The organism is Streptomyces sp. TP-A0874, assembly GCF_001748085.1.
Classification (GTDB): domain Bacteria; phylum Actinomycetota; class Actinomycetes; order Streptomycetales; family Streptomycetaceae; genus Streptomyces.
Window position 1 is genome coordinate 244,036 of record NZ_BBZK01000003.1, and the last position, 21,967, is coordinate 266,002.

The following is a 21,967-nucleotide window of genomic DNA, read 5'->3' on the forward strand; positions in this document are numbered from 1 at the left end:
GGGCGGGCTGCCCGGTCGGCTCAGGAAGCACCGCGGAGGTCCTGGAGCCAGGACTGCCACACGGCGTCGAGCTCCTCCTCCACGGTGTGGGCCTGGTCGCTGACCAGCCGGATGACGGCGCCCCGCTGGGCGAGGGGCGTGGTGTAGGGGTGGCTGAGGTCGTCGGGGGTCCAACCGAAGGCCGCCACCGAGGACATGACTCGGCCCGAGCCGATGATCCCGGGCAGTTCCCGCTCCTCCGGGTCGCTCAGGTCCAGGTCCTCCACCAGCAGGGCGGTGCCGCCCGAGCGGACCCGGGCCAGCGAACGCAGACCCCCGCCGCGTTCCCCGGAGCGCCCCAGCACGAGCGTCTCCCGCCACAGCATCCGGGCGCCCCGGCCGAGTCGGACGTCCATGCACCGCCGGGTCGCAGCCCCGGCCGCCGCGACGAACGGCCGCCCGGGCCAGACGAGCAGCGCGCCGTCCCCGAGATCCACCCGGGCCCGCCAGGCCGAACTCCGTCCGCCCCGGTGGTCGTAGGCCACCAGCCCCGCCGGTTCCAACAGCTCCAGCCGGGCATGGGCACCGGCTCGCACCCGCAGTCGGAGGTCGTCACCGGAGAGCAGGCCGGCCCGGCTGCCGACGAGGGCGATGCGGGGGCCGTGCGGGCCGGCGTGGAGCGGCCGCGGCGTGAGGAAGGTGCCGGGCCGCAGGGTGGTGGCGATGTGCGCGCCGCCCTCGCCCCGGTGCACCTCCACCACCGTCGGCCGGGTCTCCTCGGTGGCCATCAGGCCACGGGGGCCGGGTCCGAGCCCCGATCCGCCTGCGGCTGCTCGTCGTGGCCGTGGCTGTGCGGGGCCATCGGCCCGGGGTCGCGGGGGGAGTGCTCACCGGCCCGGTGCCGGGCGAGGACGTCCTCCACCCAGGCGCACAGCCGGGTGACGGAGTCCGGGTCGTGCTGGGAGAGCGGCAGGACGGGCAGCCCCTCGCGGGCCCGCTCGGCGTCGGTGGCCATCCGCCGCACGTCGACGCCGACGTGCGGCGCGAGGTCCGTCTTGTTGATCACCAGCAGGTCGGCGCGTGCGATGCCCGGTCCGCCCTTGCGTGCCACGTCGCCGCCGCCGGCGACGTCCAGGCAGAAGATCTGGGCGTCGGCCAGGGCCGGGCTGAAGGTCGCGGTCAGGTTGTCCCCGCCGCTCTCCACGAGCACCAGGTCCAGCGGGCCGAACCGTTCCTCCAGGTCCTCGATCGCGTCCAGGTTGAGGCTCACGTCGTCCCGGATAGCGGTGTGCGGGCAGGCGCCGGTCTCCACGGCCCGGATCCGCTCCGGGTCCAGCACCCCGGCGGTGCGCAGGAAGCGGGCGTCCTCGTCGGTGTAGATGTCGTTGGTGACGACGGCCATCGAGAGCCGGCCGGCGAGTCCCCGGCAGAGGGTGGCCAGGATGTGGCTCTTGCCGGTGCCGACCGGTCCGGCGACGCCGAGCCGCAGTGCGGGGACCGGCCGGCCGGGACGGGCGGTGGTGTCAGGCATGGAAGAGTCTCCGTTCTCGTCGGTCGTGATCGAGCGCCCACCGCTCCACGAGCGGCGCGGTGCGCGCGGGCAGTTCGTCGGGACAGGTGACGGCCAGCGCCCGGGCCACCGTGGAGGCGGCCTCGGCTTCGGCCTCCAGCACCCAGGCGGCCATGTCCAGCGGGTCCACGGGCAGCAGCTTCAGCGCCGCGGCCGCGACCGTCTGCAAGTCGTCGTAGAGCACGATGTACGCCAGGTCCGTCTCGGCGACCCGGAGCGCCGTGGCCAGCGCGCCCAGCGCCACCGGCCGTAGCGGCCGCAGCCCGGGTACGGCCGCCGCCGCGGTGTGCAGGGCCGTGACGGCCGGGTGCTCCGGCGCCACCCGCCGGGCGAGCCGGTGCAGTCCGCGTCCCACCGCCGCCGAGGCGCCCCGCAACGGGGCGGCGGCGGTACGGGCCGCCAGCTCCACCTGGAGCGGGCCGTAGTCGACGGACCGCTGCTCGGCGGCCCGTCGGGCCAGTACGGCGCCCGCCGCTTCGGTGAGGGTCACCGTGCGCAGCCGGGAGCGGAGGTAGGCGGGCAGTTGCCGGGCCGTCAGGCCGGCGGCGACCGCCGCCTCCAACCCCGCGGACTGCGCGTACGCGCCCACCGGGAGCCGCCCGTCGGCCAGGAGCAGGGCGGCCAGACCGGACGCCGCCGGGGAGCCGGCCGGCCGCGGGCCGGGGAGGACGGTGCGGGGACGGTCGGTGCGCATCAGAAGAGGCTGTAGCGCTGGGCGAGCGGCAGCTCGAGGGCGGGGGAGGGCTCCACCAGCTCCCCGTCGATCCGGATCTCGAAGGTCTCCGGATCGACGTCGATCCGCGGCAGCGCGGTGTTGTTCGGCATGTCCTCCTTCGTCAGCCCGCGGGTGGGGCGGATGGGCACCAGCCGCCGGGAGAGCGCGAGCCGGTCGGCGAGCCCGTCCTCCAGGGCGGCCGGGGAGACGAAGCTCACCGACAGGTGCGGTGCGCCGGATCCGGTGGCGGGGAGCGTGGAGCGGAGCAGCACCGGTTCGGTGGTGGGGATGGCCGCGTTGGGATCGCCGATCGGGGCGTGCACGACGGCACCGCCCTTGAGCACGGCGGCCGGACGGATGCCGAAGAACGCCGGGTCCCACAGGACCAGATCGGCGAGTTTGCCGGGCTCGACGGAGCCGACCCAGTCGTCGATGCCGTGGGCGACGGCCGGGCAGATGGTGTACTTGGCCACGTAGCGGCGGGCCCGTTCGTTGTCGGCGGGCGACAGCGACTCGGGGACGCCGAAACGCCGCTTCATCTCGTGGGCGACCTGCCAGGTGCGGGTGACGACCTCGCCGATCCGCCCCATCGCGTGTGCGTCGGAGGAGGTGATCGACAGGGCGCCCAGGTCCTGCAGGACGTCCTCGGCGGCGATCGTGCTCGGCCGGATGCGGGACTCGGCGAAGGCGAGGTCCTCCGGCACCCGGGGGTTGAGGTTGTGGCAGACCATCAGCATGTCGAGGTGTTCGGCGACGGTGTTGACGGTGTGCGGCAGCGTCGGGTTGGTGGAGGCGGGCAGCACGTTGGCGTGCGAGGCGGCGGTGATGATGTCCGGCGCATGGCCGCCGCCGGCGCCCTCGGCGTGGAAGACGTGGATGCCTCGGCCGCCGATGGCCTCCAGGGTGCGCTCGACGTAACCGGACTCGTTGAGGCTGTCGGCGTGCAGGGCCACCTGGAGCCCGTGGGCCTCGGCGGCACGGAGCGCGCCGTCGATGGTGGCCGGGCCCGCGCCCCAGTCCTCGTGCACCTTGTAGCCGCCGGCGCCCGCCATCGCCTGCTCCCGCAGCGACTGAGCGCTGACCGTGCCCTTGCCGAACAGCAGGACGTTGAGCGGAAGTCCGTCCATGGCCCGGTGCATCAGCCGCAGATGCCGGGGCCCGGCGGTGACGGTGGTGGCCTTGGAGCCCTCGGTGGGACCGCTGCCGCCGCCCACCACGGTGGTGGTGCCGGTGGCGACGGCCTCCCACATGGTGTGCGGGGTGAGCATGTGGACGTGGGTGTCGACGGTTCCGGCGGTGAGGATCCGCCCCTCTCCGGAGACGACGTCGGTACCGGGGCCGATCACCAGCTCCGGGTGCACCCCGTCCGAGACGGCCGGGTTGCCAGCCTTGCCGAGTGCGACGATCCGGCCGTCCCGCACTCCGACGTCCGCCTTGACCACCCCCCAGTGGTCGAGCACCACCGCGTTGGTGATCACCAGGTCGAGCGCGCCGTCGGCGTGGGACCGGGAGGACTGCACCATCGAGTCGCGGATGCTCTTGCCGCCCCCGAAGACCGCCTCGTCCCCGCCGAGGCACCGGTCCTCCTCCACCTCGATCCACAGGTCGGTGTCCGCCAGCCGGAGCGAGTCGCCCCGGCTCGGGCCGTACAGCGCGGCGTACTCGCCGCGCGTCAGCTCGGCCATGAGCCCCCTCCTTCCGTTTCCGCGTCGCCGCCCTCCGCCGCCACGCCGTCCCTGCCGGGGCCGCCGAGCGCCACCAGTGGCACCCGACGGCTCACCCCCGGCTCGAACCGGATGGAGGTGCCTGAGGCGATGTCCAGCCGGAAGCCGCGGGCCCGCTCCCGGTCGAATGAGAGGAATGCGTTGACGTCCGGGAAATGGGCGTGGGAACCGACCTGAATGGGGCGGTCTCCGTCATTGGTCACAAGTATTTCCGAACGAGGGGCATCCGAATTCACCCGGATGATTCCCGGCGCGGTTCGTATCTCGCCTGGGATCATGGGATCGGGGAGGTGATCGTGACGAGCTTCCGCCCATCTGGAAAGGTCGCCTCGACTTGGACGTCCCGCAGCATCTCCGGGACGCCATCCATGACATCAGCCCTGCTGAGCACGGTGCGCCCGGTTGTCATGATCTCCGTTACGGAGGCACCTTCACGGGCTCGCTCAATAGCCCAACAGGCGAGCAGAGCGGTCGCCTCAGGGTAATTGAGCGGTACTCCTCGCTCACGTCGGTCGCGTGCGAGCATCCCGGCTACGGACAGCAGCAATTTCTCCGTGTCGGACGGAGTGAGCAGCATGGAAGATCCTCCGTGAGAAGTCCTGGGTAATCTTCAAGAAACTCTGGAATCTGTGTCTCACTTATAAGGCACGGAGTTATGGACGGCAAATTTCCAACGGCAGCGGGATGTCTGTTTTACCTATTACACCCGTATATGTACGGACAATTGCGTCAAATTTTCCCTGAATCCTGTGGGGAAAGCCGCTTCCGTGGGATCGACGGAAGGGGCGCACGGGCCCGAATCCGGCCGGCGTCCGTCCGCAGGGAGCGCTCGGCCCGGGGGTGCGGGATCAGGTCGTGGTCGGGCGGGTGGTCGGCAGGAAGCCTCCGGCGGTCCCCGGGGGCTGGATCAACAGGCCGGTTCCCGCCGGAGGCTTCACGGCTGTGGACGGAGAGGGGTTCAAGCGCCCCCGTGCCGGGACCTCCGGTCGGCGGCGAGCGGCGGCTCTGCGGCGATCACTCCACTGAGGCTCTTTCGCCTCCCTGTCTGTTCCGGCTGCTGTTCGCCGGAATTTGTCATTTCGTCAGAATAAGAGGTGGCCTTCTTGAATCTGGGAGAAGATTCCGTGATCGACCCGCTTGGACGAGGTCCGTCGGCTGAATGGGCGGCCGCCCTGACGGCCGCGCCGGCGCCTCGACTCGGTGGTTCTCCGGTGTCCCCCGCTCCGTCACTCTTCTGCGGGAGGGAACGCGCGGCCGGGGACCGGGGAGTCGCCTCAGACCACGGGAGCCGGTACGCGTGTACAGCTGATGCGAGAAGCCGTTGTTGCTGCCGCCCGCCCTCGTGGCTGCTGACGCCGACCGGCCCGGCGTCACCGACCGGTGCGCCGACGGTGATCTGAATCGCCCGCCCATTCGCCGGCCGATTTCACCGCCGCCAGCGAGTACTACCTGCTCGGCCGCAGCTGGGACGAGGTCGCCCACGGGAACAACCTCGAACTGTTCGTCGACCACATCCACCTGAGCGACCGTGGCGGAGCGCTCGTCACGGACCTCGCCGCGGACTGGCTCTCGGCGGAACACGAGGACACTCGGCGAAGCAGTAGCCGCTAAGGGTTGTCCCCTGATCCACCGGGGACCACGGGACAACCCTTAGCGGTGGGGGTCTCGTCGAGTGGTAGGAGGGGCGGCCGGGTCTCAGCTCGGCAGCGCGTCCGGCCCGGGGAAGGAACGCTGAGCGCCGGGGCGGGTGACGGCGGCCGCGCCGACCCGGACGGCGTACCGGACGGCGGTCTCCAGGTCGTCGCCGCTAGCCAACCGCCAGGCGAGACCGCCGGTGAAGGCGTCGCCGGCGCCGGTGGTGTCCACCGCCTCGACGGTCGGACTCGGCACCAGCACGGTGCCCTCCCGGGTGGCGGCGAGCGCCCCGGCCGGGCCCAGGGTCACGACCACCGAGCGCAGGCCGCGGGAGAGCAGCGCCGAGGCCCACACGGCCGGTTCCTCGGAGCGGGCCGCCGCGTGTCCGTCGAGGAGCTCGCGGGCCTCGTGTTCGTTGACGACAAGCGGGTCGCAGGCGGCGAGCACCTCCGCCGGCAGCGGGGCCGCGGGGGAGAGGTTGAGCACCACCCGGGTCTCCGGGCCGGCCGCCCTGACCACCTCGCACACCGTCTCCAGTGGGATCTCCAACTGCGTCGAGACGACGCGGGCGCCGGCCAGCAGGCTGCTCGCCGCCCGGATGTCGGCCGGGGTGAGCCGGGCGTTGGCCCCGGGCGAGACCACGATGCTGTTGTCGCCCTGCGGATCCACCACGATCAGGGCCACCCCGGTGGGGCTGGTGCCGACCAGGACGCCGACGGTGTCCACGCCCGCCGCGCGCTGGGAGTCGAGCAGCAGCCTGCCGTGCTCGTCGTCGCCGACCCGGGCCAGCAGCGCCACCCGGGCGCCCAGGCGTGCGGCGGCGACGGCCTGGTTGGCGCCCTTGCCCCCCGGATGGACGGTCAGGTCGGTGCCGAGGACGGTCTCGCCGGCCGCTGGACGGCGATCCACGCCGACCACCAGGTCGGCGTTGGCCGACCCTACGACCAGCAGGTCGTAGACATGCATTCCGCTGCTTCCTCTTTCCGGGCTTCCAGACCCACCGGCCCGTCCGATCCGCCGCTCCGAGTCCATGGACGGGGTGTGCTTCCGACACGGTACGGGGCGCCACCGGTCCCATCGGGCGGAACCCAACATTCCGTCCGATGGTGTCCCTCTTGCCGGGTTTGCTGCCGCCCCCGGCCCTGTCGCCCGGAGACACCGGCAGCCAGGCCGCCCCACGGCCGCCGTCCACCACGGGTGTCCGGAGCGGGCGGTACCGTCGCAGGCATGGCTCAGGCGCAACTGGCGGTGGTGGAAGGGGTCCTCGAGCGGATCACCTACGCCAACGAGGAGAACGGCTACACGGTGGCCCGGGTCGACACCGGTCGCGGCGCGGGCGACCTGTTGACCGTGGTGGGCGCCCTGCTCGGCGCGCAGGTCGGCGAGTCGCTGCGGATGACCGGCCGCTGGGGCTCGCACCCCCAGTACGGGCGGCAGTTCACGGTGGAGAACTACACCACCGTGCTGCCGGCCACCGTGCAGGGCATCAGGCGGTACCTCGGCTCCGGTCTGGTCAAGGGGATCGGACCGGTCTTCGCCGACCGGATCACCCGCCACTTCGGGCTGGACACCCTCCGGATCATCGAGGAGGAGCCCCAGCGGCTGATCGAGGTGGAGGGGCTCGGCCCGAAGCGCACCAAGAAGATCGCCGATGCCTGGGAGGAGCAGAAGGCGATCAAGGAGGTCATGCTCTTCCTCCAGACCGTGGAGGTGTCCACCTCCATCGCCGTGCGGATCTACAAGAAGTACGGGGACGCCTCGATCTCGGTGGTCCGGGAGCAGCCCTACCGGCTCGCGGCCGACGTCTGGGGCATCGGCTTCCTCACCGCCGACAAGATCGCCCAGTCGGTGGGCATCCCGCACGACAGCCCGGAACGAGTGAAGGCCGGACTCCAGTACGCCCTGTCCCAATCCGCCGACCAGGGGCACTGCTACCTGCCGGAGGAGCAGCTGATCTCCGACGCGGTCAAGCTGCTCCAGGTGGACACCGGACTGGTCATCGACGCCCTGGGCGAGCTGGCGGGCGAGGAGGAGGGCGTCGTACGCCAAGCGCTGCCGACCGGTGAGCGGGGCCAGGGTGAGCAGGCCGAGGAGCTCACCCATTCGGCGGTCTACCTGGTGCCGTTCCACCGGGCGGAGATCTCCCTGGCCGGCCAGTTGCAGCGGCTGCTGCGAGCTGAGGAGGACAGGCTGCCGGCCTTCCAGGAGGTGGACTGGGAGAAGGCGCTGGGCTGGCTGGCCGGCCGGACCGGGACCGAACTCGCCCCGGAGCAGCAGGAGGCGGTGCGGCTGGCGCTCTCCCAAAAGGTCGCGGTGCTCACCGGCGGGCCCGGCTGTGGCAAGTCGTTCACCGTGCGGTCGGTGGTGGAGCTGGCCCGGGCGAAGCAGGCCAGGGTGATCCTGGCCGCCCCCACCGGACGGGCGGCCAAGCGGCTCTCCGAGCTGACGGGCGTCGAGGCCTCCACCGTCCACCGACTGCTGGAGCTCAAGCCCGGCGGTGACGCGGCCTACGACCGGGACCGGCCGCTCGACGCCGACCTGGTCGTGGTCGACGAGGCGTCGATGCTGGACCTGCTGCTCGCCAACAAACTGGTGAAGGCGGTGCCCCCCGGCGCCCACCTGCTGCTGGTGGGCGATGTCGACCAACTGCCCTCGGTCGGCGCGGGCGAGGTGTTGCGCGATCTGCTCGCACCCGGCAGCCCGGTACCCGCGGTCCGGCTGACCCGGATCTTCCGGCAGGCCCAGCAGTCCGGTGTGGTGACCAACGCGCACCGGATCAACTCCGGGACCCCGCCGCTCCTCCAGGGGATGACGGACTTCTTCCTCTTCCCCGAGGAGGACCCCGAGGCGGCCGGACGGCTGACGGTGGACGTGGTCGCCCGCCGCATCCCGGCGAAGTTCGGCCTCAACCCGCGCCGCGACGTGCAGGTGCTCACCCCCATGCACCGGGGTCCGGCCGGTGCCGGGGTGCTCAACGGGCTGCTCCAGCAGGCCGTCACCCCGGCCCGGCCCGATCTGCCCGAACGCCGCTTCGGCGGACGGGTCTTCCGGGTCGGGGACAAGGTCACCCAGATCCGGAACAACTATGAGAAGGGCGCCAACGGCGTCTTCAACGGCACGGTCGGGGTGGTGACCTCACTCGACGGAGACGAGCAGCGCCTGACGGTCCGTACCGACGAGAACGAGGAGGTGCCGTACGACTTCGACGAGCTGGACGAGTTGGCCCACGCCTACGCCATGACCATCCACCGGTCGCAGGGCAGCGAGTATCCCGCCGTGGTGATTCCGGTCACCACCAGCGCATGGATGATGCTCCAGCGCAACCTCCTGTACACCGCGGTGACCCGGGCGAAACGGCTGGTCGTGCTGGTGGGATCGCGGCGGGCGCTGGGCCAGGCGGTCCGTACGGTCTCCGCCGGGCGGCGTTGGACCGGGCTCGACCACCGGCTCAGCGGGCGGGTCGGGGCCGGCTCCTCGCGCCCCAGCCTTCCGTAAAGGGTGTGATGAGGAGCAGGATGGGGGCCACACGCGGCACTGCGTGCCACCAATGGGCCTTGTGGCCGACCCCGAGTGCACGGAAACGGGCTGGATGGGGGAAGGTGGAGCTAGGCACCTCGAAGAAGAGGCACAACGTCGGTGAGGGATGACGTGAGCGACAACTCTGTAGTACTCCGGTACGGGGACGGCGAATACACCTACCCGGTGGTCGAGAGCACCGTCGGCGACACGGGCTTCGACATCTCGAAGCTCCGCAGCCAGACCGGTCTGGTGACCCTGGACAGCGGGTATGGCAACACCGCGGCGTACAAATCGGCGATCACCTATCTCGACGGCGAGCAGGGCATCCTGCGTTACCGCGGGTATCCGATCGAGCAGCTCGCCGAGCGCAGCACCTTCGTCGAGACCGCCTACCTGCTGATCAACGGCGAGCTGCCCACGGTCGACGAGCTGGCCAGCTTCAAGGACGGGATCACCCGGCACACGCTGCTCCACGAGGACGTCAAGCGCTTCTACGACGGCTTCCCGCGCGACGCGCACCCGATGGCCATGCTCTCCTCGGTGGTCAGCGCGCTGTCGACGTTCTACCAGGACAGCCACAACCCGTTCGACCAGGAGCAGCGCGACCTCTCCACGACCCGGCTGCTGGCGAAGCTCCCGACGATCGCGGCCTACGCGTACAAGAAGTCCGTCGGTCACCCCGTGATCTACCCGCGTAACGACCTCGGCTACGTCGAGAACTTCCTCCGGATGACCTTCTCGGTGCCGGCCGCGGAGTACGACCTCGACCCGGTCGTGGTCTCCGCCCTGGACAAGCTGCTGATCCTGCACGCCGACCATGAGCAGAACTGCTCGACCTCGACGGTGCGGCTGGTCGGCTCCTCCCAGGCGAACCTGTTCGCCTCCATCTCCGCGGGCATCTCAGCGCTGTGGGGCCCGCTGCACGGCGGGGCCAACCAGTCGGTGCTGGAGATGCTGGAGGGCATCCGGGACTCCGGCCAGGACGTCGACACCTTCATCCGCAAGGTGAAGAACAAGGAAGACGGTGTGAAGCTGATGGGCTTCGGACACCGTGTCTACAAGAACTTCGACCCCCGGGCGAAGATCATCAAGGCGGCGGCGCACGATGTGCTCTCCGCACTGGGCAAGTCCGACGAACTGCTCGAGATCGCACTGCGGCTCGAGGAGCACGCGCTCGCCGACGACTACTTCGTCGAGCGCAAGCTCTACCCGAACGTCGACTTCTACACCGGTCTGATCTACCGGGCCATGGGCTTCCCGACCGACATGTTCACCGTGCTCTTCGCGCTGGGCCGACTGCCCGGGTGGATCGCCCAGTGGCACGAGATGATCAAGGAGCCGGGCTCCCGGATCGGTCGTCCCCGCCAGGTCTACACCGGTGTCGTGGAGCGCGATTTCATCCCCGTCGAACAGCGCTGAGCCGAACAGCGCCGACAGGCGGTCCCGGGTCCGGGGCGGCACCCGCTGCCCCGGACCTTCGCGGGCTCTCCTGGGTCGGAGGCCGACCGGTCGGCGAAATGAGAAGCGCCCCGCACTGACCGATCCCCCCACGGGTCGGTCGGCGGGGCGCTTCCCTTTGTTCCCGATCGGATACCCCCCACGGGATCCGGCCGGGCGCTCAGGGGCGCGGTGCCGGCTTGTCGGCCGGCCGCGCTCTGCCGGGACGCGTACGTACGGGAGGGCCGCTCAAAGCTCCCCGGGTACGTCGTCCCGGCCATACGCGGAACTGTTCCGTCCCCCCATAGGCGGTCCGGTTCCAGCAGTTGTGGCAATCCGCCGGGAGTGCCACAACACCCAGTTAGACTCGCGGACCCCCCGAATGGTTACGTCCCAACCTCTGTGATCTGCGTCTCATGCCATATGGATACCAATTCGGGCAAGAGCAGAGATAAGGAGATCCTACCCCCTGAGTGAGAGTGTCGTGCAGCTCTTGCGGGCGCTGTGAAGAATCGCCGGTTATGTGAATGATTTGAGACGAAGGCTGTTGCTGACAACGAAGACCGACGAGAAAGCCATCGCCGCACCCGCGATCATCGGGTTGAGCAGACCGGCCGCCGCCAGCGGGATCGCGGCCACGTTGTAGCCGAACGCCCAGAACAGGTTGCCCTTGATCATGGAGAGGGTTCGCCGGGAGAGCCGGATCGCGTCGGCCGCCACCCGCAGGTCCCCTCGGACGAGGGTCAGGTCCCCGGCCTCGATCGCCGCATCGGCCCCGGTGCCCATCGCCAGGCCGAGGTCCGCCGCGGCCAGCGCCGCCGCATCGTTCACGCCGTCGCCCACCATGGCCACCGTCCGGCCCTCCTCCTGGAGCCGCCGTACCGCCGCCACCTTGTCCTCCGGCAGCACCTCGGCGAGCACCGTCTCCGGGCCCACCTCGATGCCGACCTCCCGAGCCACCGACTCGGCCACCGCCCGGTGGTCGCCGGTCAGGAGCACCGGGGTGAGGCCGAGCGCGCGCAGCTCCGCCACCGCCCCGGCGCTGCTGTCCTTGACGGTGTCCGCGACGGCCAGCACACCCCGGGCCTCGTCGTCCCAGGCCACCGCCACCGCCGTGCGCCCCGCCTGCTCCAGCGCCGCCTTGGCCTCGGCCAGCTCCGCGGGCCAGGCCACCGACGCCTCGGTGAGCAGCCGCTCCCGGCCGACCAGCACCGAACGGCCCTCAACCGTGCCGCGTACGCCGAGCCCGGCGACGTTCTCGAACCGCTCCACCGCGGGCAGCCGCCCGACGCGCTCCGCGGCGCCGGCGGCGACGGCCCGGGCGATGGGGTGCTCGGAGGCGTGCTCCACCGCACCGGCCAGCCGCAGCAGCTCCTGCTCGGTGACCCCGGGCGCGGGAACGGCGCCGTGCAACGTCATCCGGCCCGTGGTGACCGTGCCGGTCTTGTCCAGCACCACGGTGTCCACCCGGCGGGTGGACTCCAGCACCTCCGGGCCCCGGATGAGGATGCCGAGCTGCGCACCCCGTCCGGTGCCGACCAGGAGGGCTGTCGGGGTGGCCAGCCCCAGGGCGCAGGGGCAGGCGATGATCAGTACCGCGACCGCGGCGGTGAACGCCGCGGCGGCCTCGCCCGCCACGGTCAGCCAGACCAGCAGGGTGCCGACGGCGATCAGCAGCACCACCGGGACGAAGACCGCCGAGATCCGGTCGGCGAGCCGCTGCACCTCGGCCTTGCCGCTCTGGGCCTCCTCGACCATCCGGGCCATCCGGGCCAGCTGGGTGTCCCCGCCGACCCGGTTCGCCCGGACCACCAGCCGGCCCGCGGTGTTGACCGTCGCCCCGGTGACCGCGTCGCCCGGGCCCACATCCCGCGGTACCGACTCACCGGTCAGCATCGAGACGTCCACCGCCGACTCGCCCTCGACCACGGTGCCGTCGGTGGCGACCTTCTCGCCGGGACGCACCACGAAACGGTCGCCGACCGCCAGCCGTCCCACCGGTACCCGCTCCTCCGTGCCGTCCGGCCGCAGCAGGGTCACGTCCTTGGCCCCGAGCTCCATCAGCGCCCGGAGCGCTGCCCCCGCGCGCCGCTTGGACTTCGCCTCCAGATAGCGGCCGAGCAGCAGGAAGGCGGTGACGCCGGCCGCCACCTCCAGATAGATCATCGATGAGCCGCTGCTGCGGGAGACGGTGATGTCGAAGCCGTGCCGCATACCGGGGGCGCCGGCGGTGCCGAAGAACAGCGCCCAGAGCGACCAGCCGAAGGCGGCCAGGGTCCCGAGCGACACCAGGGAGTCCATGGAGGCCGCGCCGCGCCGGGCGTTGGACCAGGCGGCCCGGTGGAACGGATAGGCGCCCCAGACCACGACCGGTGCGGCGAGGGTGAGGGAGAGCCACTGCCAGTTGTCGAACTGCAGGGCCGGCACCATCGCCAGCAGCACCACCGGGGTGGCGAGGGCGACGGAGACGACGAGCCGCTGCCGCAGCGCGGCGAGCTCCGCCCCTCCCTCGTCGGGCTCGCCGTCGGACTGCTGGCTGCCGCCGTCCGCGTCCGGCGCGGCCGCGCCGGCGCCGGACGCCGTACCGGGCGGGGCGGCCGGCCGGCGCGGGCGGGCGGTGTAGCCGGTCCGCTCGACGGTGGCGATCAGATCGGCGACCCGCACCCCCTCGCCGTAGGAGACCTGCGCCTTCTCGGTCGCGTAGTTGACGGTGGCCGTCACCCCGTCCATCCGGTTGAGCTTCTTCTCCACCCGGGCGGCGCAGGAGGCACAGGTCATGCCGCCGATGGCGAGTTCCAGTCGGCCGCCGGGTTGGTCGTCGGTTGCCGTTGCCGGGGAGGACGCGCTGGTCATGGGGTGACTCCTGGGCGGGAGGGGGGACGGTTTCGGGGGGCCGGGGATGGGCCGGGGCTGGTGCCGCGTCCGGTGGGGCCCGCCCCGCCGCGACCTCCGGCGCGGGTGGTCCGCTCGCCGTCGGCCGGGCGTCCCGCGGGTCCGCCACAGGGCTTCGGCCGCCTTGCGATCACCCGCACCGGAGGCCGCATCCTCGGCGGGGCCGCCGGGCACGGCACTGGCTCAGACGGCGCCGACGAGTTCGTAGCCGGCCTCGTCGACCGCGGCCCGCACGGCCTCTTCCGGCAGCGGAGCGGCCGAGACCACGGACACCCGGCCGGTGGCGGCGTCGGCCTGGACGGAGGCGACGCCCGGTACGGCGGACAACTCCTCGACGACGGCGTGCTCGCAGTGGCCGCAGGTCATCCCGGTGACCTGGTAGGTGGTGGTCTCGGTGGCGGTGCTCTCCGACATCGGTCGGTCTCTCCTTCCGGGGCCCCTTCGGCGGATCGGCGCCGAGGGCGGGTGGGTCTCTTGTCCGAGGCCGGTCCCGTGATCCCTGGCGGCGCGGCGAGATGCCTTGGGGTCCTCGTGCGCCCGCCATGGGTTACGGGACGGACCTGTGCCTTCGGTGCGGTCCGGACTTCCGAAACGCACCCGACACCGCCACTGTATACCCCCGGGGGGTACCGACGGGGGTTGTCCCTCGTCGGGGCGCGACGGAGGATCCGCACCCCGGGGACGTTCTTGTTTTCCGCCGACGGCATCGCCGTGAGCGCGTACCGACGACCGCTGGGCCGCACCGGGCCGTGCGGTGGAGGGCGGGGGCGGGGCGGCGCCAGTCGGCGTGCGGTCGGACGCCGCCCGCGCCCCGCGCGGCGCGGAGGCTCAGCGGCCTCTGCCGCGGTTGCCCGGCCGTCTGGCGACCCAGCAGCGCACGGTGTCGGCGTACCAGTACGGCCGGCCGCCCTCCACATGGTCCGGGGGTGGCAGAAGTCCGTGTTTGCGATAGGAGCGCACGGTATCGGTGCGGACGCTGATGTGCGCCGCGATCTCCTTGTACGACCACAGGGTCTGGTCGGTCAACTCCGGTCCTCCTGACGGTCGGGCGGGCGCCGCGGGAGCGGCCGGTCAGGAGGGGAGGTGAGGACGACCCGCGGGGTCTGCCGCCGAGACTGACCGGCCCAGTGCAGAACGACCGCGGGGGCGGCAGGTCGGCCGTTGTCGATCACCTGTGACGGAAAGGGGGCTTCACCGTGACAAGCGTCACCCTGCTCGGCGGGCTGTCCGGACGGTGGACGGCCCCGCCATCCACCGGGGGATGACGGGGCCGTCGCCGTGGCCGGAGGGGTCAGCGGTAGAAGTCGGGCCGCTCGACCAGCTCCACCGCCGTCCGTTCGCCGCTCTCCTGGGCCCGGACCCCGGCCTCGCAGGCCGCGGCTGCCGCGTACCCGTCCCAGACGCTCGGACCCTCGACCTCGCCGCGCCGAGTGGCGTCCACCCACCGCTGCATCTGCCGGTCGTAGGCGTCCGCGAACCGGACCACGAAATCCTGGGCGATCTCCGCGCCCCAGCGCCCCGCCGCGCTGGTGACCATGGAGTGGCCGTCGCCCACCCGGGCCGCCCCGGACTCGCAGACCGCCTCGCACCGCACCTGGTAGCCGAAGCCGCAGTTGACGAAGATCTCGACGTCCACCAGTGCCCCGCCGGAGGTCTCCAGGAGTACCAGCTGGGGGTCGCTCAGCCCCTCGGGAGCGCCACCGGAGGGCCTCGGTCGGACCACGGTCACCGCGGTGATCTCCTCGTCCAGCAGCCAGCGTGCGGTGTCGATCTCGTGCACCACCGAGTCGTTGATCGTCATCCGGCTGGTGAAGCCCGGGGCCGAGGAGACGTTCCGGTGCGTGCAGTGGAGCATCAGCGTCCTGCCCAGCGCGCCCTCCGCGAGCAGCGACCGCAGCCGCAGGAACTCCGCGTCGTAGCGGCGCATGAAGCCCACCTGGACCCTGCGGTGGCCGAGCCGCTGCTCGGCTTCCATCACCCGCAGCGCCGAGGCCGGGTCGGGGGTGAGGGGTTTCTCGCAGAGCACCGGCAGATCCCGTTCGAAGGCCAGCAGCAGCTGGGCTTCGTGGACCGGTCCGGGGGAGGCGATGACCACGGCGCCCACGGCGGGGTCGGCCAGCGCGGCGGCCGGGTCGGTGTAGGCGGTGCAGCCCTCGATGCGGTCGGCGAGGCCCTTGACCCGCTCGGGATCGACGTCCACCACGGCGGCCACCCGGGCCCCGCTGATCGTCCGGTCGATGCGGCGTACGTGGTCCGCGCCCATCCGGCCGGTGCCGATGACCGCCACGCCGAGTGTCTGCTGCTGTGTCATGTTCTCTTCGCTGCCCTCTCTTCGTGTGGGGGGCCGGCCGGTGCTGCCGGGCGGCGTAACCGCCATGCCCGCCGAGCGGGTGGCGGGCGCGGTCACGCCCCGCAGGAGCGCAGGAAGCGGCGGGTGCGTTCGGCGATCGGGAAGGGCTGGTCCGGCGGGCAGGGGTACATGTCCTGCTCCACGATGGCGAAGAGGTCGACGTCCAGCTTCTGAGCGGCGGCCAGCACCGGCTCCAGCTCGGGCACTCCCCGCGGCGGTTCGCACATGACGCCCCGGCGCACCGCGGGGCCGAACGGCAGGTCGTCGGCGACCACCTCGGCGAGGATCTCCGGATCCACCTGTTTGAGGTGGAGGTAGCCGAGCCGCTCCCCGTAGGTCTCGATGAGTTTGACGCTGTCTCCGCCGCAGTAGGCGTAGTGGCCGGTGTCCAGGCAGAGGCCCACCAGCTCCGGGTCGGTACCGTCCAGGAAGCGCGCGACGTTCGCCTCCCCGTCGACGTGGGTGTCGGCGTGCGGGTGGACGACGATCTCCAGGCCGTACCGCTCCCGCACCTCCCGGCCCAACCGCTCCATGCCGGTGGTCAGATGGCGCCACTGCTCGGGGGTGAGCTGCTCGCTCTCCAGCCGCTCGGCCGTCTTGTCGTCCCGCCAGAAGGCCGGGATGACCACCAGGTGGCGGGCGCCCATGGCCTGCGTCAACTCCGCCACCCGGGCGACGTGTTCCCAGGTGGCCTCCCAGACGGCCGGGCCTCGGTGCAGGGCGGTGAAGACGGTGCCCGCCGAGACGGTCAGCCGGCGGCTGTCGACCTCCTCGCGCAACCGGGCCGGATCAGTGGGTAGATAGCCGTAAGGTCCGAGTTCGATCCAGGAGTAGCCGGCCTGGCTGACCTCGTCCAGGAAGCGCCGCCAGGGCACTTGGAGCGGGTCGTCCGGGAACCACACGCCCCAGGAGTCGGGCGCCGAGCCGACCCGGATGCGGTCCAGGGCGGGTGGGGCCGAGCGGGCTGCGGTCATGGGGCGCTCCTCTCACCGGTCGGTGGGACCGGGAAGGCAGGTGATTCCCCGGTAGCTTTCCGCGACGTTCCGAGGGGTGTCAAGATTAAGTCCTGACATACGGATGTACGGACTTCGGCTCCAGGGTGGCGGAGCAAGATCACGTCGCTATGTCCGGACAAATTATTGACAGGCCCGGGTGGGCCCGGCTAGACCTGAGGACCGCGGTGCCGGGCCGAGCAGAAGCGGAGGGACGTGCATGAGCGGGACGTTCGACGTCATCAGCATGGGCCGGGTCGGAGTGGACATCTACCCACTGCAGACCGGGGTACCGCTGCCACAGGTGGAGACCTTCGGCAAGTTCCTCGGCGGCTCGGCCACCAACGTCGCGGTCGCCGCCGCCCGGCTGGGGCGTTCCGCCGCCGTCATCACCCGCACCGGCCAGGACCCCTTCGGAGAATACGTCCACCAGGCGCTGCGGGAGTTCGGGGTGGACGACCGCTGGGTCACCCCGGTCAGCCGCTACCCCACACCGGTCACCTTCTGCGAGATCTTCCCGCCGGACGACTTCCCCCTCTACTTCTACCGGCAACCGAAGGCTCCCGACCTGGAGATCGCCACCGAGGAACTGGACCTCGACGCCATCCGCGCCGCCCGGATCTTCTGGATGACCGGCACCGGGCTGAGCGAAGAACCCAGCCGCACCGCGACACTGACAGCCCTTCAGGCACGGGCTGCGGCAGGCCCGGGCGACGGTTGCGCGACCGTCTTCGACCTGGACTGGCGGCCGATGTTCTGGTCCGAAGGCGACGCGCCTGGGCAGGCCGGCGGCGCCACGGAGGCCGAACAGGCGGCCGGGGCCGCCGCGGCCCGGCCGCACTACGCCCGCGCCCTCGCGCACGCCACGGTGGCGGTGGGCAACCTCGACGAGTGCGAGGTCGCCACCGGCGAGCGCGAACCACGGGCCGCCGCCCAGGCGTTGCTGGACGCCGGGGTGGAACTCGCCGTCGTCAAACAGGGGCCCGGCGGCGTCCTGGCCGTACACCGGGACGGCACCACGGCCGAGGTACCACCGCTCGCCGTGGAGGTGGTCAACGGCCTGGGGGCGGGCGACGCCTTCGGCGGGGCGCTCTGCCACGGCCTGCTGGCCGGCCGGCCGCTGGACCGGATCATGCGGGAGGCCAACGCGGCCGGGGCGATCGTCGCCTCCCGGCTCGCCTGCTCCTCCGCCATGCCCACCGAGGCGGAGATCGCGGCGGCCACCGGCCGCCACTGACCGGCCGCACCGCCCCGCCGCTGACCACGGCTGCGACCGGCGTTCGCCGGACCGCCGCCCCCGACCTTCCGAGAGAGAGCCTTCCGTTGAGCATCCGCGTCTCCGACATCGTGACGCTGCGGGCCCGGCACCCCGAGGCCGTCGGCGAGGCCGCGGCCCGCCGGGTCCGCCGACCGCTGATCGGCGAGAGCGGGGGCCTGCTGATCGTGGCCGCCGACCATCCGGCGCGCGGCGCCCTGGCCGCCGGCGGGGGGAGGCTGGCGATGGCCAATCGGATCGAACTGCTGGAGCGGCTCTGCCTGGCGCTCTCCCGCCCCGGCGTCGACGGTGTGCTGGCCACCGCCGACGTCCTGGAGGACCTGCTGCTGCTCGGCGCGTTGGAGGGCAAGGTGGTGGTCGGGTCGATGAACCGGGGCGGGCTGGCCGGCTCCGCGTTCGAGATGGACGACCGGTTCACCGGCCACCGGGCCGAGGACCTCGCCCGGCTCAACTTCGACGCCGGGAAGCTGCTGCTCCGGATCGACTACGACGACCCGGGATCGCTCTCCACCCTGCACGCCGCGGCGCGCGCCATCGACGCGATGGCCGACCGGCGGCTCCCGGTCTTCGTCGAGCCGTTCATATCCCGGCGGGTGGCCGGGCGGGTCCGCAACGACCTCAGCCCGGAGGCCGTCACCACCTCGATCGCCGTCGCCTCCGGGCTCGGCGGCACCTCCGCCTACACCTGGCTGAAGGTCCCGGTGACCGAGGACCCGGAGGCGATGGCGACGGTGCTGGAGACCTCCACGCTCCCGGCCGTACTCCTCGGCGGAGAGGTGGACGAGGACCAGGACGCGCTGTACGAACGGTGGCGCCAGGCGCTGCGGCTGCCGACCGTGCAGGGCATGGTCGTCGGGCGCTCGCTGCTCTACCCGGCGGACGGCGACGTCGCCGCGGCCGTCGACACGGCAGTCGGCCTGCTGAAGAACCCCCGCCCGACCGCCGGAGACCGCCGGCCTTGACTTCCTCCCCGCCCACCGGCGGGGAGCCCATGGAGGGACCCCGATGACCGCGACGCCCCGACCGAACGACTTCCACTTCCCGGCCGGCAGCGCGGCGGACGGCCCGTACACCCTGCGCGTCGAGCCCGAACAGGCCGGCTGGGAGCACTCGAGCCTGCGCGTCCTCGAACTCCCGCCCGGCGGTGCGCACGGCTTCGACACCGGTGAGAGCGAGTGGATCGTGCTGCCGCTGAGCGGTGGCTGCACCGTGGAGTGCGACGGGCTGACCTTCGAACTCCAGGGCCGCACCAGTGTGTTCGCCTCGCCCAGCGACTTCGCCTACCTGCCGCGTGCGGCAGCAGCCCGGGTCACCACCGCGGGCGGCGGCCGGTTCGCCCTCACCGGAGCCCGCTGCCGGCGCCGGTTGCCCGCCCGGTACGGGCCCGCGGCCGACGTCCCGATCGAACTGCGCGGCAGCGGGAACTGCTCCCGGCAGGTCAACAACTTCGCCGCCGCGGACGTCTTCGAAGCCGACCGGCTGATCGCGGTGGAGGTGCTGACACCCGGCGGCAACTGGTCGTCCTACCCCCCGCACAAGCACGACGAGCACCGGCCGGGCGAGGAGTCCCGGCTGGAGGAGATCTACTACTTCGAGATCGAGCGCGCCCACGGCGCGCCCGGCCTCGGCTACCAGCGGGTCTCACCGTCCGGCCACGGCCGGCGGACCGATGTGCTGGCCGAGGTCCGCACCGGGGACACCGTCGTCATCCCGGACGGCTGGCACGGCCCCTCGATCGCCGCGCCCGGGCACACCATGTACTACCTCAACGTCATGGCCGGTCCCGACAGCGAACGGGCCTGGCTGATCAGCGACCATCCCGACCACGCCTGGATCCGCTCCACCTGGCCCGACCAGCCCACCGACCCCCGCCTTCCCCTCTACCCCGCCGCCGGCCGGTCCGCAGAAGGAGGCCCCCGTTGAACAGCCCCGCCGATCCGCCGCCCGCGCCCGACGGTTCGCAGCGGCCGCCGGGCCGGCCGGTCACCCGCAGGCTCACCGTCGCCCAGGCGCTCGTCGAGTTCCTCGCCCACCAGTACACCGAACGGGACGGCCGGCGGCACCGGCTGATCGGCGCCTGCTGGGGCATCTTCGGCCACGGCAACGTAGCCGGCCTCGGCCAGGCCCTGCTGGAGACCGGCCGGCAGCGGATGCCCTACCTCCAGGGCCGCAACGAGCAGGCCATGGTGCACGCCGCCACCGGCTACGCCCGGCAGCGCAACCGGCTCTCCACCCACGCCGTCACCACCTCCATCGGGCCCGGCGCCACCAACCTGGTCACCGGTGCGGCGCAGGCCACCATCAACCGGCTGCCGGTGCTCCTGCTCCCCGGCGACACCTTCGCCACCCGCCCCGCCGACCCGGTCCTCCAGCAGTTGGAGACGGCGCACTCGGGCGATGTGTCGGTCAACGACGCGCTGCGCCCGGTCTCCCGCTGGTTCGACCGGATCTCCCGGCCGGAGGCGCTGGTTCCCGCGCTGCTCCAGGCGATGCGGGTGCTCACCGACCCGGTCGAGACCGGGGCGGTCACCCTGGCGCTGCCCCAGGACGTCCAGGCCGAGGCGTACGACTGGCCCGAGGAACTCTTCACCGACCGGGTCTGGACGGTACGCCGCGCCGCCCCCGACCCGGCGGCGCTCGCGGACGCCGTCCGCGTGGTGCGGTCGGCCGCCCGCCCGCTGATCGTCGCCGGCGGCGGGGTGCACCACAGCGAGGCCGAAGACGCGCTCCGGGCGCTGGTGGAGGCCACCGGCATCCCGGTCGCGGCCACCCAGGCGGGCAAGGGCGCACTGCGCCACGACCATCCCGGCGACGTCGGGGCCGTCGGCCACACCGGCACCGCCGTCGCCGACGACCTGGCGCGCAGCGCGGACCTCGTCATCGGGGTGGGCACCCGCTACAGCGACTTCACCACCGCCTCCAACACCCTCTTCGCCGACCCGGCGGTGCGCTTCGTCAACCTCAACGTCGCCTCCTTCGACGCCCACAAGATGAGCGCCCTGCCGCTGGTCGCCGACGCCCGGGCCGGGCTGGAGGCGCTCGGTGCGGCCCTGGAACAGGCCGGCGGGTACCGCGTCGACGACGGCTACGAGGCGGAGTACCGGGCCGGCAAGGAGCGCTGGGAACGAGAGGTGGACCGGGCCTACGCCGCCGGGGACGAGGACGCCCGGCCCACCCAGGCCCAGGTGCTCGGCGCCCTCGACGCGGTGGTCGGGGAGGAGGACGTGGTGGTCAACGCCGCCGGCTCGCTCCCCGGCGACCTGCACCGGCTCTGGCGGGCGCGCTCCCCGCGCCAGTACCACCTCGAGTACGGCTACTCCTGCATGGGCTACGAGATCCCCGGCGCCATCGGCGTGCGGCTGGCGGCCCCGGACCGGCCGGTGTGGGCCCTGGTCGGCGACGGCACCTACCTGATGATGCCGACCGAGATCGTCACGGCCGTCCAGGAGAACGTCAACATCAAACTGGTCCTGCTGCAGAACCACGGCTACGCCTCGATCGGGGGCCTCTCCGAGGCGACCGGCGCCGAACGGTTCGGCACCGCCTACCGGTTCCGGGACGCCGACGGCGGCTACACCGGTGACCCGCTGCCCGTCGACCTCGCGGCCAACGCGGCGAGCCTGGGCATGGAGGTACTCCGGGCCGACTCCGTCCGGCAGCTCCGGGCGGCCCTGGCGAAGGCGAGGGCTTCGGAGCGTCCCACCTGCGTCTACGTGGAGACGGGCGCAGCCGGTGCGCCCTCCGGCGCCCTCCGGGCGCAGGCGTGGTGGGACGTGCCGGTGGCCGAGACCGCGACCCGGCCCGCGGCCGTCAGGGCCCGCGCGGAGTACGACCGCGAGGCCGCCGCGCGCCGGCGCCACCTGTGAGGCCGCCACCAC

Annotated in this window: 18 protein-coding genes; 6 read left to right on the top strand and 12 right to left on the bottom strand. The window is 72.5% G+C overall.

Going from position 1 to position 21,967, the window contains the following annotated elements:
• Positions 1–20: 20 nt before the first annotated feature.
• The 7 genes from BGP73_RS00960 to BGP73_RS00990 form a co-directional block, all read right to left on the bottom strand.
• The gene (locus BGP73_RS00960; RefSeq protein WP_069811299.1) at positions 21–767 is read right to left on the bottom strand and encodes an urease accessory protein UreD; all 747 of its coding nucleotides are present in this window, start codon (positions 765–767) and stop codon (positions 21–23) included.
• Positions 767–1,510 (bottom strand): urease accessory protein UreG, encoded by a 744-nt coding sequence (gene ureG, locus BGP73_RS00965; RefSeq protein WP_069811300.1) that lies wholly within the window; start codon positions 1,508–1,510, stop codon positions 767–769. The genes BGP73_RS00960 and ureG overlap by 1 nt, the downstream gene beginning before the upstream one ends.
• Positions 1,503–2,243, bottom strand: coding sequence for an urease accessory protein UreF (locus BGP73_RS00970; protein ID WP_079127101.1), 741 nt, complete (start codon positions 2,241–2,243; stop codon positions 1,503–1,505). The genes ureG and BGP73_RS00970 overlap by 8 nt, the downstream gene beginning before the upstream one ends.
• The gene (locus BGP73_RS00975; RefSeq protein ID WP_069811302.1) at positions 2,243–3,949 is read right to left on the bottom strand and encodes an urease subunit alpha; all 1,707 of its coding nucleotides are present in this window, start codon (positions 3,947–3,949) and stop codon (positions 2,243–2,245) included. The genes BGP73_RS00970 and BGP73_RS00975 overlap by 1 nt, the downstream gene beginning before the upstream one ends.
• Positions 3,937–4,266, bottom strand: coding sequence for an urease subunit beta (gene ureB, locus BGP73_RS00980; protein ID WP_069811303.1), 330 nt, complete (start codon positions 4,264–4,266; stop codon positions 3,937–3,939). The genes BGP73_RS00975 and ureB overlap by 13 nt, the downstream gene beginning before the upstream one ends.
• Positions 4,263–4,565 (bottom strand): urease subunit gamma, encoded by a 303-nt coding sequence (locus BGP73_RS00985; protein ID WP_069811305.1) that lies wholly within the window; start codon positions 4,563–4,565, stop codon positions 4,263–4,265. Before BGP73_RS00985 ends, ureB begins: the two co-directional genes overlap by 4 nt.
• Before the next feature lie 1,118 nt (positions 4,566–5,683).
• On the bottom strand, positions 5,684–6,589 hold the full coding sequence (locus tag BGP73_RS00990; RefSeq protein ID WP_069811307.1) for a ribokinase: 906 nt from the start codon (positions 6,587–6,589) through the stop codon (positions 5,684–5,686).
• 261 nt (positions 6,590–6,850) lie between these two features.
• Between BGP73_RS00990 and recD2 the strand changes: the two genes are divergently transcribed.
• Both recD2 and BGP73_RS01000 read left to right on the top strand, forming a co-directional pair.
• Positions 6,851–9,118 carry an SF1B family DNA helicase RecD2 gene (gene recD2, locus BGP73_RS00995; RefSeq protein ID WP_069811309.1) on the top strand — a complete coding sequence of 756 codons (2,268 nt, stop codon included), beginning with the start codon at positions 6,851–6,853 and terminating at the stop codon, positions 9,116–9,118.
• A 153-nt stretch (positions 9,119–9,271) separates the two neighbouring features.
• Positions 9,272–10,561, top strand: coding sequence for a citrate synthase (locus tag BGP73_RS01000; protein WP_069811311.1), 1,290 nt, complete (start codon positions 9,272–9,274; stop codon positions 10,559–10,561).
• 537 nt (positions 10,562–11,098) lie between these two features.
• Here the strand turns inward: BGP73_RS01000 and BGP73_RS01005 are convergent.
• The 5 genes from BGP73_RS01005 to BGP73_RS01025 all read right to left on the bottom strand — a co-directional run bounded on the left by BGP73_RS01005 (position 11,099) and on the right by BGP73_RS01025 (position 16,795).
• On the bottom strand, positions 11,099–13,432 hold the full coding sequence (locus BGP73_RS01005; protein WP_069811312.1) for a heavy metal translocating P-type ATPase: 2,334 nt from the start codon (positions 13,430–13,432) through the stop codon (positions 11,099–11,101).
• Positions 13,433–13,654: 222 nt separating this feature from the next.
• Positions 13,655–13,921 carry a heavy-metal-associated domain-containing protein gene (locus BGP73_RS01010; protein ID WP_069812031.1) on the bottom strand — a complete coding sequence of 89 codons (267 nt, stop codon included), beginning with the start codon at positions 13,919–13,921 and terminating at the stop codon, positions 13,655–13,657.
• A gap of 378 nt (positions 13,922–14,299) precedes the next feature.
• Entirely contained in the window at positions 14,300–14,497 is a 198-nt protein-coding gene (locus BGP73_RS01015; RefSeq protein ID WP_069811314.1) for a MerR family transcriptional regulator, read from the bottom strand.
• A 265-nt stretch (positions 14,498–14,762) separates the two neighbouring features.
• Positions 14,763–15,782 carry a Gfo/Idh/MocA family protein gene (locus BGP73_RS01020; RefSeq protein WP_069811316.1) on the bottom strand — a complete coding sequence of 340 codons (1,020 nt, stop codon included), beginning with the start codon at positions 15,780–15,782 and terminating at the stop codon, positions 14,763–14,765.
• Positions 15,783–15,874: 92 nt separating this feature from the next.
• Positions 15,875–16,795, bottom strand: coding sequence for a sugar phosphate isomerase/epimerase family protein (locus tag BGP73_RS01025; protein WP_069811318.1), 921 nt, complete (start codon positions 16,793–16,795; stop codon positions 15,875–15,877).
• Between the two features lie 238 nt (positions 16,796–17,033).
• Between BGP73_RS01025 and iolC the strand changes: the two genes are divergently transcribed.
• From iolC to iolD, 4 genes are all read left to right on the top strand, one after another.
• Positions 17,034–18,050 (top strand): 5-dehydro-2-deoxygluconokinase, encoded by a 1,017-nt coding sequence (gene iolC / locus BGP73_RS01030; protein WP_069811320.1) that lies wholly within the window; start codon positions 17,034–17,036, stop codon positions 18,048–18,050.
• 86 nt (positions 18,051–18,136) lie between these two features.
• The gene (locus tag BGP73_RS01035; protein ID WP_069811322.1) at positions 18,137–19,051 is read left to right on the top strand and encodes a Cgl0159 family (beta/alpha)8-fold protein; all 915 of its coding nucleotides are present in this window, start codon (positions 18,137–18,139) and stop codon (positions 19,049–19,051) included.
• Positions 19,052–19,094: 43 nt separating this feature from the next.
• The gene (gene iolB, locus BGP73_RS01040) at positions 19,095–20,012 is read left to right on the top strand and encodes a 5-deoxy-glucuronate isomerase (RefSeq protein ID WP_069811324.1); all 918 of its coding nucleotides are present in this window, start codon (positions 19,095–19,097) and stop codon (positions 20,010–20,012) included.
• Complete coding sequence (iolD, locus tag BGP73_RS01045; RefSeq protein WP_069811325.1) at positions 20,009–21,955, top strand: 3D-(3,5/4)-trihydroxycyclohexane-1,2-dione acylhydrolase (decyclizing); 1,947 nt, start codon at positions 20,009–20,011, stop codon at positions 21,953–21,955. The genes iolB and iolD overlap by 4 nt, the downstream gene beginning before the upstream one ends.
• Positions 21,956–21,967: the final 12 nt, after the last annotated feature.

What these genes read in the sequence shown, in the direction of transcription:
- BGP73_RS00975 (WP_069811302.1), bottom strand. Translation starts at nt 3,949, where the DNA reads ATGGCCGAGCTGACGCGCGGCGAGTACGCCGCGCTGTACGGCCCGAGC.
- BGP73_RS01025 (WP_069811318.1), bottom strand. Translation starts at nt 16,795, where the DNA reads ATGACCGCAGCCCGCTCGGCCCCACCCGCCCTGGACCGCATCCGGGTC.
- BGP73_RS00990 (WP_069811307.1), bottom strand. Translation starts at nt 6,589, where the DNA reads ATGCATGTCTACGACCTGCTGGTCGTAGGGTCGGCCAACGCCGACCTG.
- iolB (WP_069811324.1), top strand. Translation starts at nt 19,095, where the DNA reads ATGACCGCGACGCCCCGACCGAACGACTTCCACTTCCCGGCCGGCAGC.
- iolC (WP_069811320.1), top strand. Translation starts at nt 17,034, where the DNA reads ATGAGCGGGACGTTCGACGTCATCAGCATGGGCCGGGTCGGAGTGGAC.
- BGP73_RS00985 (WP_069811305.1), bottom strand. Translation starts at nt 4,565, where the DNA reads ATGCTGCTCACTCCGTCCGACACGGAGAAATTGCTGCTGTCCGTAGCC.
- BGP73_RS00970 (WP_079127101.1), bottom strand. Translation starts at nt 2,243, where the DNA reads ATGCGCACCGACCGTCCCCGCACCGTCCTCCCCGGCCCGCGGCCGGCC.
- ureG (WP_069811300.1), bottom strand. Translation starts at nt 1,510, where the DNA reads ATGCCTGACACCACCGCCCGTCCCGGCCGGCCGGTCCCCGCACTGCGG.
- recD2 (WP_069811309.1), top strand. Translation starts at nt 6,851, where the DNA reads ATGGCTCAGGCGCAACTGGCGGTGGTGGAAGGGGTCCTCGAGCGGATC.
- BGP73_RS01005 (WP_069811312.1), bottom strand. Translation starts at nt 13,432, where the DNA reads ATGACCAGCGCGTCCTCCCCGGCAACGGCAACCGACGACCAACCCGGC.
- BGP73_RS00960 (WP_069811299.1), bottom strand. Translation starts at nt 767, where the DNA reads ATGGCCACCGAGGAGACCCGGCCGACGGTGGTGGAGGTGCACCGGGGC.
- ureB (WP_069811303.1), bottom strand. Translation starts at nt 4,266, where the DNA reads ATGATCCCAGGCGAGATACGAACCGCGCCGGGAATCATCCGGGTGAAT.
- BGP73_RS01020 (WP_069811316.1), bottom strand. Translation starts at nt 15,782, where the DNA reads ATGACACAGCAGCAGACACTCGGCGTGGCGGTCATCGGCACCGGCCGG.